Source organism: Candidatus Agathobaculum pullicola (assembly GCF_052117205.1).
Classification (GTDB): Bacteria; Bacillota; Clostridia; order Oscillospirales; family Butyricicoccaceae; genus Agathobaculum; species Agathobaculum pullicola.
Genome location: NZ_JBQKJP010000016.1, coordinates 19,759 through 34,464 on the forward strand (window position 1 = coordinate 19,759; position 14,706 = coordinate 34,464).

The 14,706-nt window shown below is 53.8% G+C and carries 13 protein-coding genes; all 13 read right to left on the minus strand.

The features are described 5' to 3' along the window. Positions 1–35 precede the first annotated feature (35 nt). The 13 genes from ACTQ3V_RS07445 to ftsY all read right to left on the minus strand — a co-directional run bounded on the left by ACTQ3V_RS07445 (position 36) and on the right by ftsY (position 14,704). Complete coding sequence (locus tag ACTQ3V_RS07445; protein ID WP_441466965.1) at positions 36–1,226, minus strand: pyridoxal phosphate-dependent aminotransferase; 1,191 nt, start codon at positions 1,224–1,226, stop codon at positions 36–38. Positions 1,227–1,330: 104 nt separating this feature from the next. Further along, the gene (locus ACTQ3V_RS07450) at positions 1,331–3,547 is read right to left on the minus strand and encodes a DNA gyrase subunit A (protein WP_441466966.1); all 2,217 of its coding nucleotides are present in this window, start codon (positions 3,545–3,547) and stop codon (positions 1,331–1,333) included. A 17-nt stretch (positions 3,548–3,564) separates the two neighbouring features. Continuing rightward, the gene (locus tag ACTQ3V_RS07455; RefSeq protein WP_441466967.1) at positions 3,565–5,559 is read right to left on the minus strand and encodes a DNA gyrase/topoisomerase IV subunit B; all 1,995 of its coding nucleotides are present in this window, start codon (positions 5,557–5,559) and stop codon (positions 3,565–3,567) included. Positions 5,560–5,990: 431 nt separating this feature from the next. Then, positions 5,991–6,173 carry a 30S ribosomal protein S21 gene (gene rpsU / locus ACTQ3V_RS07460; protein ID WP_031472056.1) on the minus strand — a complete coding sequence of 61 codons (183 nt, stop codon included), beginning with the start codon at positions 6,171–6,173 and terminating at the stop codon, positions 5,991–5,993. A gap of 121 nt (positions 6,174–6,294) precedes the next feature. After that, the gene (gene leuS, locus ACTQ3V_RS07465) at positions 6,295–8,703 is read right to left on the minus strand and encodes a leucine--tRNA ligase (protein WP_441466968.1); all 2,409 of its coding nucleotides are present in this window, start codon (positions 8,701–8,703) and stop codon (positions 6,295–6,297) included. 82 nt (positions 8,704–8,785) lie between these two features. Further along, entirely contained in the window at positions 8,786–9,151 is a 366-nt protein-coding gene (rsfS, locus tag ACTQ3V_RS07470; RefSeq protein ID WP_441466969.1) for a ribosome silencing factor, read from the minus strand. Positions 9,152–9,173: 22 nt separating this feature from the next. Then, the gene (locus tag ACTQ3V_RS07475; RefSeq protein WP_441466970.1) at positions 9,174–10,919 is read right to left on the minus strand and encodes an LCP family protein; all 1,746 of its coding nucleotides are present in this window, start codon (positions 10,917–10,919) and stop codon (positions 9,174–9,176) included. A gap of 24 nt (positions 10,920–10,943) precedes the next feature. Then, on the minus strand, positions 10,944–11,525 hold the full coding sequence (gene yqeK, locus ACTQ3V_RS07480) for a bis(5'-nucleosyl)-tetraphosphatase (symmetrical) YqeK (protein ID WP_441466971.1): 582 nt from the start codon (positions 11,523–11,525) through the stop codon (positions 10,944–10,946). Between the two features lie 38 nt (positions 11,526–11,563). Then, positions 11,564–12,157 (minus strand): nicotinate (nicotinamide) nucleotide adenylyltransferase, encoded by a 594-nt coding sequence (gene nadD / locus ACTQ3V_RS07485; RefSeq protein ID WP_441466972.1) that lies wholly within the window; start codon positions 12,155–12,157, stop codon positions 11,564–11,566. Continuing rightward, a complete protein-coding gene (locus ACTQ3V_RS07490) occupies positions 12,154–12,453 on the minus strand; it encodes a YhbY family RNA-binding protein (protein WP_441466973.1) in 300 nt (99 codons plus the stop codon). Before ACTQ3V_RS07490 ends, nadD begins: the two co-directional genes overlap by 4 nt. 27 nt (positions 12,454–12,480) lie before the next feature. Next, a complete protein-coding gene (rdgB, locus tag ACTQ3V_RS07495; protein ID WP_441466974.1) occupies positions 12,481–13,053 on the minus strand; it encodes an RdgB/HAM1 family non-canonical purine NTP pyrophosphatase in 573 nt (190 codons plus the stop codon). Then, a complete protein-coding gene (gene rph / locus ACTQ3V_RS07500; RefSeq protein ID WP_441466975.1) occupies positions 13,053–13,778 on the minus strand; it encodes a ribonuclease PH in 726 nt (241 codons plus the stop codon). The genes rdgB and rph overlap by 1 nt, the downstream gene beginning before the upstream one ends. Continuing rightward, complete coding sequence (ftsY, locus tag ACTQ3V_RS07505) at positions 13,778–14,704, minus strand: signal recognition particle-docking protein FtsY (protein WP_441466976.1); 927 nt, start codon at positions 14,702–14,704, stop codon at positions 13,778–13,780. Before ftsY ends, rph begins: the two co-directional genes overlap by 1 nt. Between the last annotated feature and the right edge of the window lie 2 nt (positions 14,705–14,706).

Genomic DNA, 14,706 nt, shown 5'->3' on the forward strand with positions numbered 1-14,706 from the left:
TATATTACAGGAGTCAATTAGAAGTTTTCAACAATTTAACCTTTTCCATATTCTTCTGCCAACGCAGCAAACAGCGGCAGCGCCCGGCGAATCGTTTCCGTCTGCACACAGTAAGAGATACGCATATGGCCCGGCGCACCAAAGTCCGCACCAGGTACAACCAGCAAATCATATTTTTTGGCACGCTCACAAAATGCGCGATCATCCGGCTCGAGCGTCTGCGGAAACAGGTAAAACGCGCCCGCAGGTTTGACGCAGGTATATCCCATACCGGTAAGTCCTTCATAAAGCAGATCACGATTGGTCTGATAGACTGAAATATCGCTCGTCTGTCCCGCGCAGCGCGCTGCTATGCGCTGGAACATGCTGGGCGCGCATACATAGCCAAGCGCACGGCCTGCACCGCACACAGCAGCATACAGTTCAGCGCTGTCGGCCGCCTGCGGCGGCACCAGCACATAGCCGATGCGCTCGCCCGGCAGCGAAAGCGACTTGGAGTAAGAATAGCACACAATCGTATCATCATAATAGTTCGGGGCAAACGGCACCTGTGTGCCATCATATACGATCTCTCGGTACGGCTCATCCGATACCAGATAGATGGGGTGCCCGAACTGCTTTTCTTTTTCGCGCAATAGCGCGGCCAACTGCCGCACAGTCTGCTCCGAGTAAACCGCGCCCGACGGATTGTTTGGCGAGTTGACTACGACCGCCTTAGTGCGATCACTTAGCGCCTGCTCCAGCGCATCGAAGTCGATTTGGAAATCCGTGATGGAAGGCGGCACGATAACCGCCTTAGCTCCCGCTCCACTTTCAATAAACATGAGATATTCGGGGAAATACGGCGCCAGCACAACAAATTCATCCCCCGGACAGGCTATCGCCTTGAAGGCACAAGACAATGCTGCCGCCGCCCCTGCGGTCAAGTACAGACTGTCGCCCATATAAGCCGTTCCAAAACGACGGTTCAGGTTGTCCGCCAGTGCCTTACGCACATCCGCTGCACCCTGCGCAGAGGTGTAGCCGTGCAGCACAACCGGATCGCCCGCGGCTTCAGCCAAAATCGCTTGACGCACTGCATCCGGCGCAGGCACATTCGGATTGCCAATCGAAAAGTCAAATACATTTTCCCGGCCCACCACCGCCGCCCGCTGGTTGCCATATTCAAAAAGCTCGCGGATGGTGGAACGGTTGTTCCCCAGCGCGGCCATCTGCTGATTGAGCATGTAAAATCGCCCCTTTCTTATGGATTTTATTATAGCACAGTGCAAAAATGCGCGCAAGACAAAGCCCGCCGCACATCGACCGTGCGGCGGGGCTGTTTTTGCAGTTATTCAAATTTGATCTGCTTCTCCGGAAGATCCTCATCGGTCAGCAGCGCACCGATAGACGGAATGCTGCGGCAGCGGTAGCGCCCGTTGTCAGACAGCCCTGCGTCCTCCATGCGGCAGGCGCGCGTAATCGTGTGCTTACCGCGCAGCACCATAGCCTGTACACCCTGCGTTGAGCGGCTGGCCTTAATATCCAGCATGTTTGCGCGGAAAGTCAGCGCACGGTTAGCCGTCGAGAACATAGTGATTTCTGTTTCCTCATCAATCGGATGGAAGAACGCTACTGCGGGTGACTTGGCCGAATACGCGCCGGTCAGGCGTCGGCGATTGGTCTTGGTCTCAAAGCTCTCCAGCGAGAAACGCGCAGCCTTGCCGTTCTGGAACACGATAACCATATTGCCCTTGTAATCGCCCGGCAACATGGCATATACCGGCATTTCTCCTTCGTCCATGCCGAGCTTGCCGGTCAGGTAATCGCCCAGCACCGATGCCTTGCAGTCGTCAAAGTCATAAAGATGCGCTTTGTACGCCTGCTGCATATTGGTAAAGAATACGATCTCGGCCTTGTTAGTAGCTTCGGCCTGCCAAATCACCTCATCGCCGTCCTTAAGCTTATGCTCCTGCGACATGCGCCACGACTGCGGAGTGATCTTCTTGAAGTAGCCTTCGCGCGTCAGGAACAGCAGCACCGTATAATCCTCGATGTGATCCTCCTCATCGAACGTCGGCACCGCCTCCGCCGTTACCAGACGGGTACGGCGCGGCGATGGATACTTCTTGATGACCTGCTCCAGCTCTTTGACGATGATGTTCCGAATTTTCGCCTTGGATTTAACGATTTCCTCGAGCTTTGCAATCTCTTTCTCCAGCGCCTCAGTCTCCTGCGTGCGCTTGAGAATATACTCCTTGTTAATATTGCGCAGGCGGATATCTGCGATAAACTCGGCTTGAATCTGGTCGATACCGAAGCCAATCATCAAATTGGGAATGACCTCAGCATCCTCTTCCGTCTCGCGAATAATGCGAATCGCCTTATCGATATCCAGCAGAATCTTGGCTAAGCCGTGCAGCAAGTGCAGCTTATCTTTCTTTTTATTCAGGTCAAAAAACACTCGACGACGCACGCACTCGGTGCGCCATGCCGTCCACTCATCGAGCAGCTCACGCACACCCAGCACGCGCGGCATGCCGCCAATCAGCACATTGAAGTTGCAGGAAAAGCTATCCATCAACGGTGTCAGCTTCATCAGCTTTGCCATCAGCTTTTCCGGGTCGGTGCCACGCTTGAGGTCAATCGCGATCTTCAGACCGGACAGGTCGGTTTCATCTCGTACATCTGCTATTTCACGCAGCTTGCCGCTCTTGGCCAGCTCTGCAATCTTGTCAATAATCGCCTCGATGGTGGTTGTGTATGGAATTTCCGTAACCTCAATCAGGTTTTCCTTTTTGTCGAACGCCCACTTCGCGCGCACCTTGAACGATCCACGGCCGGTCTCATAAATGGCGCGCATCTCATTCTCGTCGTAAATCAGCTCACCGCCGGTTGTGAAGTCCGGCGCGGGCAGGGTCGTGAGCAGATCGTGTTCCGGGTTCTTGATACATTCCATCGTCGTGCGGCATACCTCTTCCAGATTGAAACCACAGAAATTGGATGCCATACCAACCGCGATACCCGTATTAGCCGAAACCAGAATATTCGGAAAAGTCGTCGGCAGCAGCGTTGGCTCTTTCATTGTGCCATCATAGTTATCGGTGAAATCCACTGCGTCCGTGTCGATATCACGGAATAACTCCGCGCAGAACGCATCCAGCTTTGCCTCGGTGTAACGCGGTGCGGCGTAGGCCATATCACGTGAATACACCTTACCGAAGTTGCCCTTGGAATCGACAAACGGCATGAGCAATGCTTCATTGCCGCGCGTCAGACGCACCATCGTCTCGTAGATGGCCGCGTCGCCGTGCGGGTTGAGCTTCATCGTGGCACCCACAATGTTGGCCGACTTGGTGCGGTTGCCATTCAGCAGCCCCATTTTGTACATCGTATACAGCAGCTTGCGGTGAGATGGCTTAAAGCCGTCAATCTCAGGGATCGCACGCGATACAATCACGCTCATTGCATACGGCATATAGTTTTCACGCAGCGTATCCGTGATGCGCTGGTCAACCGAGGGATGCTCCTTATATACTTTTGGCTCGTCGTTTTTCTTCTTTGCCATCCAAATTTAACTCCTTGTCAGGATATATCTGCCAACTCGAGGTACTGTGCGCCGTTTTCCGCGATATACTCCTTGCGTCCGGACAGATTATCGCCCAGCAGCAAATCGAACATCTCGCTGGTCGCTTTGGCGTCCTCAGGCTGGATACGAATCAGGCGGCGCGTCTCAGGGTTCATTGTGGTCTCCCACATCATATCCGCCTCATTTTCACCCAGACCCTTGGAACGCTGAATCAGCACCTTTTTTCCTTCAAGTTTTTGCAGAATCGCGGCTTTTTCACTCTCGTCGAATGCAAAATAGCTTTTATCTCGATAGGTGATCTCATAAAGCGGCGATTCAGCAATATAGACATAACCTTTTTCAATCAGCGTCGGCACCAACCGATACAGCATAGTCAAAATCAGCGTGCGGATCTGGAAGCCGTCCACATCAGCATCGGTGCAAATGATAATGCGTCGCCAGCGCAGCGCCTCGAGATCGAACGCGGACAGGTCTTTCGCCGCCTTGCCACGCACTTCCACCCCGCAGCCGAGCACCTTCAGCAGATCGGTGATGATATCGTTTTTGAAAATCTTGCCGTAATCCGCTTTCAGACAGTTGAGAATCTTACCGCGCACCGGCATAATCGCCTGAAACTCACTGTCCCGCCCTTGCTTAACCGAACCGAGCGCGGAATCACCCTCCACAATATACAGTTCGCGGCGGGTGACATCCTTGGTACGGCAGTCAACGAATTTCTGCACGCGGTTGGCCAAATCCATGCCGCCGGACAGCTTTTTCTTAATGTTCAATCGCGCCTTTTCGGCCTGCTCACGGCTGCGCTTGTTGATGAGAACCTGTTCGGCAATCTTATCCGCCTCAGCCTTGTTCTCAATAAAGTAAATCTCGAGCCCCTGCTTGAGAAAGTCGGTCATTGCCTCCTGAATGAACTTGTTGGTGATCGCCTTTTTGGTCTGGTTTTCATACGAGGTCTGGGTGGAGAAACAGTTGGTCACGAGCACCAGACTGTCCAATACATCCTGAAACGTGACCTTACTCTCATTCTTGGTGTATTTGCCATTCTGCTTGAGATAGCCGTCCAGTGCTGAAACAAACGCCGAGCGCACTGCCTTATCCGGCGCGCCACCGTGCTCCAGCCACGAGGAGTTGTGGTAATACTCGATACGCGATACCGCAGAGGAAAAGCAAAACGCACAGCTGAGCTTCACCTTATATTCCGGCTTGTCCGCCCGGTCACGGCCACGCCGCTCGCCCTCCAGAAACTGCACCGAAGTCAGCGGGTTTTCACCGACCAACTCAGTGACATAATCCACAATACCGTTCTGATAGAGAAATTCGGTTGTTTCAAACTTGCCGCCAACCTGATTTTTCAGCACGAACTTGATATGGCTGTTGACCACGGCCTGCCGCTTGAGTGTATCAAGGTAATACTCGACCGGAATGTTGATATCGGTAAACACCTCGAGGTCGGGCTTCCATCGAATGGTCGTACCGGTTTTTTTCGATGTCGACGGCTTTTTGGTAAACCCCTCCTTGGTCGGAGTCTTGTTCTCACCCTTTTCAAAATGCAGGCTGTACTCAAACCCGTCGCGAACGACTGTTACATCCATATATTCCGAGGAATACTGGGTCGCACAAGTGCCCAAACCGTTCAAACCAAGCGAAAACTCATAGTTTTCTCCTGTATCGTTTTTGTATTTGCCGCCCGCATACAGTTCGCAGAACACCAGCTCCCAGTTATAGCGTTGCTCATTCTCGTTCCACTCAATTGGGATGCCGCGACCACGGTCTGCCACCTCAATCGAGCCATCCTCATAGCGGGTGGTGACGATCTCGGTGCCAAAGCCCTCACGTGCCTCGTCAATCGAGTTGGACAGAATCTCGAACACCGCATGCTCGCAGCCTTCCAGCCCGTCTGAGCCGAAAATGACGCCCGGGCGCTTGCGCACACGGTCCGCGCCCTTGAGCGAGGAAATGCTCTCGTTACCGTATGACGGTTTTGCTTTGCTCATAAAGTCCTTAACTCCCTATTTCCGCAATTCTCAAATCCATAACTATAATAGTATACGCCGTTTTCTCGCATTTTTCAATCTTTTTCCGATTTGCATATGCAAAGTCTGTTTTTCTGCACAAAAAAGCGCGCGCTGCGAAATGCAGCGCGTGCTTTCTATAATAATGGGCGGTTGAGCCTCTTGTCTTTGGACTGTCCGGGAGCCTGCGCGGTATTCCGTCCCACAGGGCCGAACAGATTTTTTATCGTCTTCCCATGAAGAAGTTTATGTCAAAAGGGGTGTTCCCTTGCTGTGGTTATACTATACCGTATCCATATGTCTAAAGTTTGTAGAAAATTTGAAGGAAGTGTAAACACTGCCTTATCATCCAATTTATCTTATTCCAAACGAAAAAAGAACAGATGCAAAAGCATCTGTTCTTTTCTACTCAATTAGCGAAACTTTTTCTTCTTGGCGCGCGCAGCCTCAGATTTCTTGCGGCGCTTGACGCTCGGGCTTTCATAATGCTCACGCTTGCGGAGCTCGGAAAGCGTACCCGCCTTGGCGCACGAACGCTTGAAACGGCGCAGCGCGCTGTCAATAGATTCATTTTCCTTGATGCGGATCTCCGACACAGTTTTCCCTCCCTCCGCGCGTTCCACTCTGGAGGAACGCTATGCACAGCCCTGCATGCAACGGCACACAAAACCGTAAGAATATTATATCTGTTTTTACCGTCCGTGTCAACAACAAAGTTTAACGAACGACCAGATTGACAATTTTACCAGGTACGACAATCTGCTTGACCATTTCCTTGCCGGCAATCGCGTTCTGGACCTTCTCCTCTGCCAATGCAGCGTCGATTGCCACCTGCTTGTCGCAGTCCGCAGCCAGCTTAATCGTGCACTTGAGCTTGCCGTTGACCTGTACCGCCATTTCAACCGTATCCTCAACCGTCTTGGCCTCTTCATAAACCGGCCAGGGTGCAACAGACAACAAGCCCTCGCCGCCCATCTGCTGCCACAGCTCTTCGGTGATATGCGGAGCAAACGGATTGAGCAAGGTCAGGAAGGTCATATACTCGGCCTTATTGACGCCCTTGTCGTAGAACTCATTAAGCATGGTCATGAGCGCAGCAATTGCGGTATTGGCCTTGAGGTTGTCCGCGTCCTCGCCGACCTTCTTGATCGTACGGTGCATGAGCACCTCGTGCTGCTTGGAGTATGCGTCACCCTCCTGCACCTTTTCGGCCAGACCCCAGACGCGCTCGAGGAAGCGGCGGCAACCCTTGATGGACTTTGGACTCCACGGCGCGGCCTTCTCAAAGTCGCCGATAAACATTTCGTACAGACGCATGGTATCCGCGCCATAGGTATCCACAATCTCATCCGGGTTGACCACATTGCCGCGGCTCTTGGACATCTTTTCGCCGTTCTCACCCAGAATCATACCATGGCTTGTGCGCTTGGCGTACGGTTCCTTGGTCGGTACAACGCCGATATCATACAGGAACTTGTGCCAGAAGCGGCTGTACAGCAGGTGGAGTGTGGTGTGCTCCATACCACCGTTGTACCAGTCGACCGGCGACCAGTATTCCAGCGCCTCCTTGGAGGCAAGCGCTTTGTCGTTGTGCGGGTCCATATAGCGCAGGAAGTACCACGACGAACCAGCCCACTGCGGCATGGTATCGGTCTCGCGCTTGGCAGGACCGCCGCAGCACGGGCAGGTGGTATTGACCCAGTCAGTCATCTTGGCAAGCGGCGACTCGCCGTTCTCGGTCGGCTCATAGCTTTCCACGTCCGGCAAGGTCAGCGGCAGCTGCTCCTCCGGAACCGGTACCCAGCCGCACTTCTCACAGTAAACCAGCGGGATGGGTTCGCCCCAGTAGCGCTGACGGGAAAATACCCAGTCACGCAGCTTATACTGCACTTTGGCGTGACCGATGCCCTTCTCTTCCAGCCATGCGATCATCGCAGGAATAGCATCCTTCACCGTCTTACCGTTTAGAAAATCCGAGTTTACCAGAATACCAGTCTCATCTTTCGCGGTGAACGCGGCCTTCTGCACATCCTCGCCGCCGGATACGACCTCGATGATTTCGCAGCCGAACTTCTTGGCAAACTCCCAGTCACGGTCGTCATGCGCCGGAACCGCCATGATGGCGCCCGTACCATAGCCCATCAGGACATAGTCGGATACGAAAATCGGAATCTCACGGCCATTCACCGGATTGATTGCGGCAACGCCGTCCAGCTTTACGCCGGTCTTGTCCTTATTCAGTTCAGTACGCTCAAAATCCGACTTGCGCGCAGCTTCCTCACGATAACCACGCACCGCATCAATGTTTTTGAGCTTGTCCGCCCACTTTTCTATCGTCGGATGCTCGGGTGAGATAACCATATAGGTGGCGCCAAACAGCGTGTCCGGACGGGTGGTATAAACGGTCAGGGTATCGCCCTCTGTGGTCTTGAAATCAACCTCAGCGCCGGTTGAACGACCAATCCAGTTCTTCTGCTGTACCTTGACACGCTCAATGAAATCTACTTCATCCAAATCGTCGATCAGCCGCTGTGCATATTTGGTGATAGCCAGCATCCACTGGCTCTTGGTTTTATGGACGACTTCGCTGCCGCAGCGCTCACAGACACCGTTGACAACCTCTTCATTTGCCAGCACACACTTACAGGAGGTGCACCAGTTGACGCTCATTTCCTTCTTATAGGCAAGGCCCTTCTTAAACAGCTGCAAGAAGATCCACTGCGTCCACTTATAGTAGTTCGGGTCGGTTGTATTGATTTCACGCGACCAGTCGAATGACAGGCCGAGCGATTTAAGCTGTCCCTTAAAACGCGCGACGTTCTTCTTGGTCACTTCCGCCGGATGGATATGGTTCTTAATCGCAAAATTCTCAGTCGGCAGGCCAAAAGCGTCCCAACCCATCGGATACAGTACATTGTATCCCTGCATGCGCTTTTTACGCGCAACGATGTCAAGCGCGGTGTAGGAACGCGGATGTCCTACATGCAGGCCCTGACCGGATGGATACGGAAATTCGACCAGCGCATAGAATTTTTCCTTATCGCTGCCGTTTTCCGCTTCAAAGCAATGTGCTTCATCCCAGATGTCCTGCCACTTTTTTTCAACCAGTTTGTGATCGTACTTCAACGGTATTTCCCCCTAAAGTGAATGGTTTATTTTAGGCGCGGTAACGCGGCGGACACACTTTCTGCATCCGCCGCATTCTGTTTTATTTTTCTGCAATGCCAAGCTCGGACAGCGCCACCGGCGTTCCGTCTTTCCACAGGTTCTCCAGATTGTAGAACTTGCGGGCCTCCGGCATAAACACATGCAGCACAACACAGCCGTAATCGAGCAGCATCCACTGCGCGGTTTCATAGCCTTCGGTGTGATGCACCAGCGTTTCGTGATCGTATTTCAGACGCCACTCTACGTTATCGGCCAGCGCCTTAACCTGCGTGGTCGAGGAGGCAGAACAAATGACGAAATATTCTGTCAGCTCGGTCAGGCGCTCCACCTGCAGCACTTCGATTTCCTGCGCTTTCTTCTCCAGAAGTGCTTCGCAAATCGCTTTTACAGTATCTTTAGCAGTCAATTTTCAAACTCCTTCTTTATCGTCATGCTTCCGGATCGATTGCAGCGCCGCCGCCTGTGCCAGAATCAGTCGTGCCGCCGCCCGTGGTTTCTCTACCACCCGTGCTGCCGCCGCCGCTGGCTTCTCCGCCACCTGTGCTGCCGCCGCCAGTTGTGCCACCGCCGGTTTCTCCACCGCCGGTTGTGCCATCGCCTGTGGTCGCTCCGCCACCCGTGCTGCCGCCGCCTGTGCCAGAATCGGTCGTGCCGCCGCCGGTGGTTTCTCCGCCACCTGTGCTGCCACCGCCGGTCGTGCCGCCGCCGGTCGTTTCTCCGCCACCTGTACTGCCGCCGTCGGTCGTGCCGCCGCTGGTTTCTCCACCGCCGGTCGTGCCACCGCCCGTGGTTTCTCCACCATTGTTTGTGCCGCCTGTGGTTTCTCCACTACCGGTTGAACCATCGCCGGACGAAGTCTCGCTGCCGCCGGATGAACCGGAATCATCATTGTACTCCTCGTCCGAGGTATCACCCCAGACATAATTTTCCGACGGGTCAGACGTATAATAACCACCGCCGCCCGAATAGCTTTCCGGCCCGGAAACGATATCCAGTGTCTTAATCGGCTCTTCGTATGGATTAAAATACTTGTTGACCAGATCGAGTGTCTCCTGATAATACGGGAAGAAGAACGACAGCCGTAGCGAAGTGCCCGCTGTACTCATCTGGCCGTAACCCGGCAGGGTAAAGAACTGAATGCTTTCGTTTTTGATCTGCAACGCCTGCATGCCCATCCAGAGCAGCTCACCCGCGGTCAGATCGGTCTTGACGTTCTGGAACACCGCATCGGCAATCGAGGAAATCTTGGTGATATTCTTGAGTTGGAACACCTCACCTGCAAGCGTTTTCAGGAATTTCTGCTGATTTTCTACGCGGCCTTCGTCGCCGTTGGGATACTGCACCGAATAGTCGTTGTTGTGACGCCAACGCAAAAATTCTACTGTCTGCTTACCGTCCAGATGCTGCATACCCGCATACAGATCAATATGCAGATTCTGCGACGGATCGTCATACTGCATACGGAACGGGATTTCATAATCAATGCCGCCTATTGCATCTACAATTGCCGCAATGCCGTCAAAATTGACGATGACGTATTTATCCGGCTTAAAGCCCATCAGGCGTTCTATCTCGGTTTTGGTCTGTTCAATGCCTTTGCTCATACCGTAAGCGGCATTGATCTTGCGCCATGCTTCGCTCTGGCCGTTGTTGCACATGGTATCACGCGGAATATTCATCACGTTGATGGTCTTTTTGTTCACATCCATCGTAGCAACCATCAGTGCGTCGGTTCTGGTTTGATCTTCGTCCACCGCGCCAACCACAAAGGTAAACACATCGTCAATGCGCGTGCCCGAGTTGAGCATACTGTTGACATCGATTTTGTCGCCGTTCTCCTTATCCTTGATAGTGGGGTCATTGGCCTGCGGCGGACGAATGAAAACCACCGCAGCAACCGCTGCACAGAACAAAAGTGCAAGAACAACCGCAACAGCAATAATAATTCTCCTGACCTTCTGGCCCTTTGTCAGCTTTTTTTTAACCTTCGCACCTTTTTTACCAGTTGGTTTCGGTGCAGACTGCGATGCTCGCTGAGCCGTGGGCTGTGATGCTCTCGGCGCCGTGGGTATCGGCTTTTGATTGGTCTTTCCCGCGGCCTGCCGCGGCGCGCTTTGATTTTGCGTGCGGTTTGTCCGGCCGTTATGGCCTCCGCTGCCTCCGAAAAGTTTCAAACGATTCCTGCCTCCAGTATTGTGCTATTCGTCACGCCAGCGAATACCCTGCTGAATCATATCGTTATATGCTGCAATAGTATCACTGTGTATCAGTTTGCCACGCTCGACCAACTCGGTCAGCGTCTGGTCATAACAATAGAGCAATGCACGGTCAATGCTCTTCCGCGCCAGCTCACGCGCCTTTTCCACACCTGGAAAATCGCGCGTATCTTCGATGTAATCAGCAAGATAAAGAATTTTATCCAGCACTGTCATGCCGTGCTTTCCGGTTGTGTGGCAGGCAATTGCGTCGCAGATATCCTCGGGCATGCCGTATTCCTCGCGCGCAATGGCCGCCGCCGTTTTCCCGTGCAGCATTTTCGGCTCGCTTTTTTCAACGGTACAGGGTATTATACCGTATTTCTTACATAAATTCAACTGTTCCTGCGGAGAAAGATGCTTTGTTATGTCGTGCAGGATAGCGGCCACCCCAGCTTTTTCCGGATCGCCTCCAAAGCGCTCCGCCAGCTTTCTGGCAGTCCGCTCACATCCCAGCGTATGCTCATACCGGTATCCGTGCAGTCGCGCCAGAATCCCTTGCCTCATTTCATCGTTACACAACATAACTTTTCCCCGCCTTTCTGATTTTATATCGCTTGTTATCAATAACCGTATAGGTGATTTTGCTCGATATAATCCACGACCGCGGGCGCGGTGTAGCGGCGCAATGCACCACCCTGCCGCAGCTGGGTCGATGAAATGGGAATACTGGCGCCCTGCACCAGTTCGATATTCGCGTGCATACTGCGGCGCAGCAACACTGCCTTGCGGCGCAGCCTTGCCCAATCATCCTGTGTACGGGCGCAAACCGCCAGTGTACACAGGCGCACGATTTCATCGGGCGCACGCCAGATGCGGTCAAACGACAGCAACATGTCCGTTCCGACAATCAAATACAAATCGGTCTCGCCCCGCGCATGCAGAGCGCGCAGCGTATCGACTGTGTAGCTTGCTCCACCGCGATCGATTTCCATGGTATCCAACCGTGCCCACGGCGTATCTTTGGTCAGCAGGCGCACCATCTCACAGCGGTCGGCTGCCGTGGCTGTGTGTTCGGGCAGCGCTTTGTGCGGCGGAATATTCGTTGGAATGAACAGCACCCGGTCGAGGCCCAGCGCATCGTGTGCCATCTGCGCCGCGTGTAGGTGGCCCAGATGCGGCGGATTGAACGTGCCGCCGAGAATACCTGTTCTCATTTGACCAGCACAATCTTTCGCTTATCCTTGTCATGCGCCTGCCGGTACACAATAAATTTAGAACCGATGCACTGCACCTGTTCGGCGCCGGTCGCTTCACACAATGCCTCGGATACGGTACGCGGGGTAAGCATGGCGCTCTCGAGCACCTTGCCCTTTACCAGTTCATGTGCCTCCAGAAGTTGGTCGAGCTGACGCTCGACCGCGTCGGTCACGCCTTCCTTGCCAATAATCAGCGTATCAGCCAAAGGATTTGCCAAAGCACGCAGCTGCGCGCGCTGTTTGGTTGTCAGCATAAATAATATTCTCCTGTCTTGTTGGTTTCAAATGCGGGTTTTCAGCGCATCCTGAAGCGCGCGCAGTGCGCGGCCGCGATGAGAAATCCGGTTTTTGACCTCACCCGGCAGTTCTCCGAACGTGCAGCCGTATCCCGGCACGAAGAACAACGGGTCGTACCCAAAGCCGCCTACGCCACGGCTCTCGCGAAGCAGTTGGCCTCCACATTCACCGCGCACGGTCACCTCCTGCCCATCCGGCAGAATACACGCAATCGCACACACAAAACGGCAGGCGCGGTTATCCTTGTCCCGCATGTTCTCTAATAAAAACGTATTTCTATCCTGATCGGTTCCCTCACAGTAACGCGCGGAATAGATGCCCGGGGCACCGTCCAGCGCGTCCACGCACAGGCCGCTGTCATCCGCAATAGCGGGCAATCCGGTAAAATCTGCTGCGCTTTTTGCCTTGATGATGGCGTTTTCCTCAAAGGATGAACCGGTTTCCTCCGGCTCAGGTGCATTTTCGGGTAAAGACAACACTTCAATGCCGAGTTCACCCAAAATCTCCGCCATTTCTCTCAGTTTTTTCTGATTGTGGGAGGCAAGCACAAATTGCATTATAAGTTCTCCCCCATTACGCGGCTCTGCTCTTTACAGAGGCACAGACACCCCTCTTTGCCCAGCGCAAGCAGTTTTTGGAGTTCTCCGTCCGAAAACGGACGACCTTCCCCCGTTCCCTGTACCTCGATAAACTCGCCCGACGAGGTCATGACGACATTGCAGTCCACGATTGCGTGGCTGTCCTCGGCATAATTGAGGTCAAGGATGGCCTCATCTTCAAAAATACCGACCGAAACTGCCGCAACCTGCGCGGTAAGCGGCATTTTCTCGATCACGCCTTCCTCAATCAGCTTTTTGCACGCCAGCCACAGAGCGACAAATCCGCCCGTAATCGACGCGCAGCGCGTACCGCCGTCCGCCTGGATGACATCGCAATCCACCGTAATCTGTCGCTCACCGAGCGCTTTGCGGTCAACCACCGCACGCAGTGAGCGACCGATCAGCCGCTGGATCTCGCTCGAGCGGCCATCCAGCTTGAGACTTTTGATATCGCGCTTTTTACGGGTATTGGTTGCGCGCGGAAGCATGGCGTATTCCGCCGTGACCCAACCAAGGCCCTTGCCCTCCAGAAAGGGCGGCACCTTGTCCTCCACCGAAGCGGTGCAAATCACCTTGGTATTGCCCATTTCAACCAATACCGAGCCTTCGGCATACATCGTATAATCTTTTGTTATCTTCACCGGCCGCAGCGCGTCAGGTGTTCTTCCGTCAGGTCGTTGCATTATGCGTTTTCTCCTTCCACAGGCGGCAGAATGGCTTCCAGAAATGCCGCGCGGTCAAAATCAATCAAATCGTCAATGCCCTCGCCCACGCCGACCAGCTTGACCGGAACACCCAGTCCCGCCGAAATGGCGATGACGATGCCGCCTTTTGCCGTGCCGTCCAGCTTGGTCAGCACGATGCCGGTCAGGTGCGCAGCCTTGTTGAATTCCTCGGCCTGATGCACAGCATTCTGTCCGGTCGTCGCGTCCAGCACCAGCAGCGTCTCACGCGACGCATCCGGCAGCTCGCGCGTGATGACACGATCTATTTTAGCAAGCTCGTTCATCAGGTTGGCCTTGTTATGCAAGCGGCCCGCCGTATCCACAATGATGACATCGCTGCCGCGCGCCTTTGCCGCCGTTATCGAGTCGAACACAACCGCCGCGGGGTCTGCCCCTTCGCCGTGACGCACAATGTCCGCTCCCGCGCGCTTGGCCCATATTTCGAGCTGGTCAGCCGCCGCTGCACGGAAGGTATCCGCCGCGGACAACATCACTTTCTTGCCCTCGTTCACATATCGGGCGGCCAGCTTGCCGATCGACGTGGTTTTACCCACACCGTTGACTCCAATTACCAGAATAACCGCAGGCTTACCTGACACGTCGAGCGGCTGGTTTTCCAGCATATTGTCGGTCAGCACCTCGCGAAGCAGCTCGCGCAGCTCGGGCGCGGTCGTGATCTTTTTGAGTTTGGCACGTTTTTCCACCTCTGAGACGATTCTCATCGATGTTTCCGCGCCTACATCAGACAAAATCAGCGCTTCTTCCAACTCTTCCAGTAAATCTGCATCAATTTTGACAAATGCCGCAAACACATTGTCCAGCGAACGGTTCACCGCATCGCTTGTTTTCTGTAAGCCCTGTTTAATCTTATCAAATAATCCCATAA

Bases quoted from the DNA above. Each gene is read 5' to 3' on its own strand.
- ACTQ3V_RS07445 (WP_441466965.1), bottom strand. From the start codon at position 1,226: ATGCTCAATCAGCAGATGGCCGCGCTGGGGAACAACCGTTCCACCATC.
- ACTQ3V_RS07450 (WP_441466966.1), bottom strand. From the start codon at position 3,547: ATGGCAAAGAAGAAAAACGACGAGCCAAAAGTATATAAGGAGCATCCC.
- ACTQ3V_RS07455 (WP_441466967.1), bottom strand. From the start codon at position 5,559: ATGAGCAAAGCAAAACCGTCATACGGTAACGAGAGCATTTCCTCGCTC.
- yqeK (WP_441466971.1), bottom strand. From the start codon at position 11,525: ATGTTGTGTAACGATGAAATGAGGCAAGGGATTCTGGCGCGACTGCAC.
- nadD (WP_441466972.1), bottom strand. From the start codon at position 12,157: ATGAGAACAGGTATTCTCGGCGGCACGTTCAATCCGCCGCATCTGGGC.
- ACTQ3V_RS07490 (WP_441466973.1), bottom strand. From the start codon at position 12,453: ATGCTGACAACCAAACAGCGCGCGCAGCTGCGTGCTTTGGCAAATCCT.
- rdgB (WP_441466974.1), bottom strand. From the start codon at position 13,053: ATGCAATTTGTGCTTGCCTCCCACAATCAGAAAAAACTGAGAGAAATG.
- rph (WP_441466975.1), bottom strand. From the start codon at position 13,778: ATGCAACGACCTGACGGAAGAACACCTGACGCGCTGCGGCCGGTGAAG.
- ftsY (WP_441466976.1), bottom strand. From the start codon at position 14,704: ATGGGATTATTTGATAAGATTAAACAGGGCTTACAGAAAACAAGCGAT.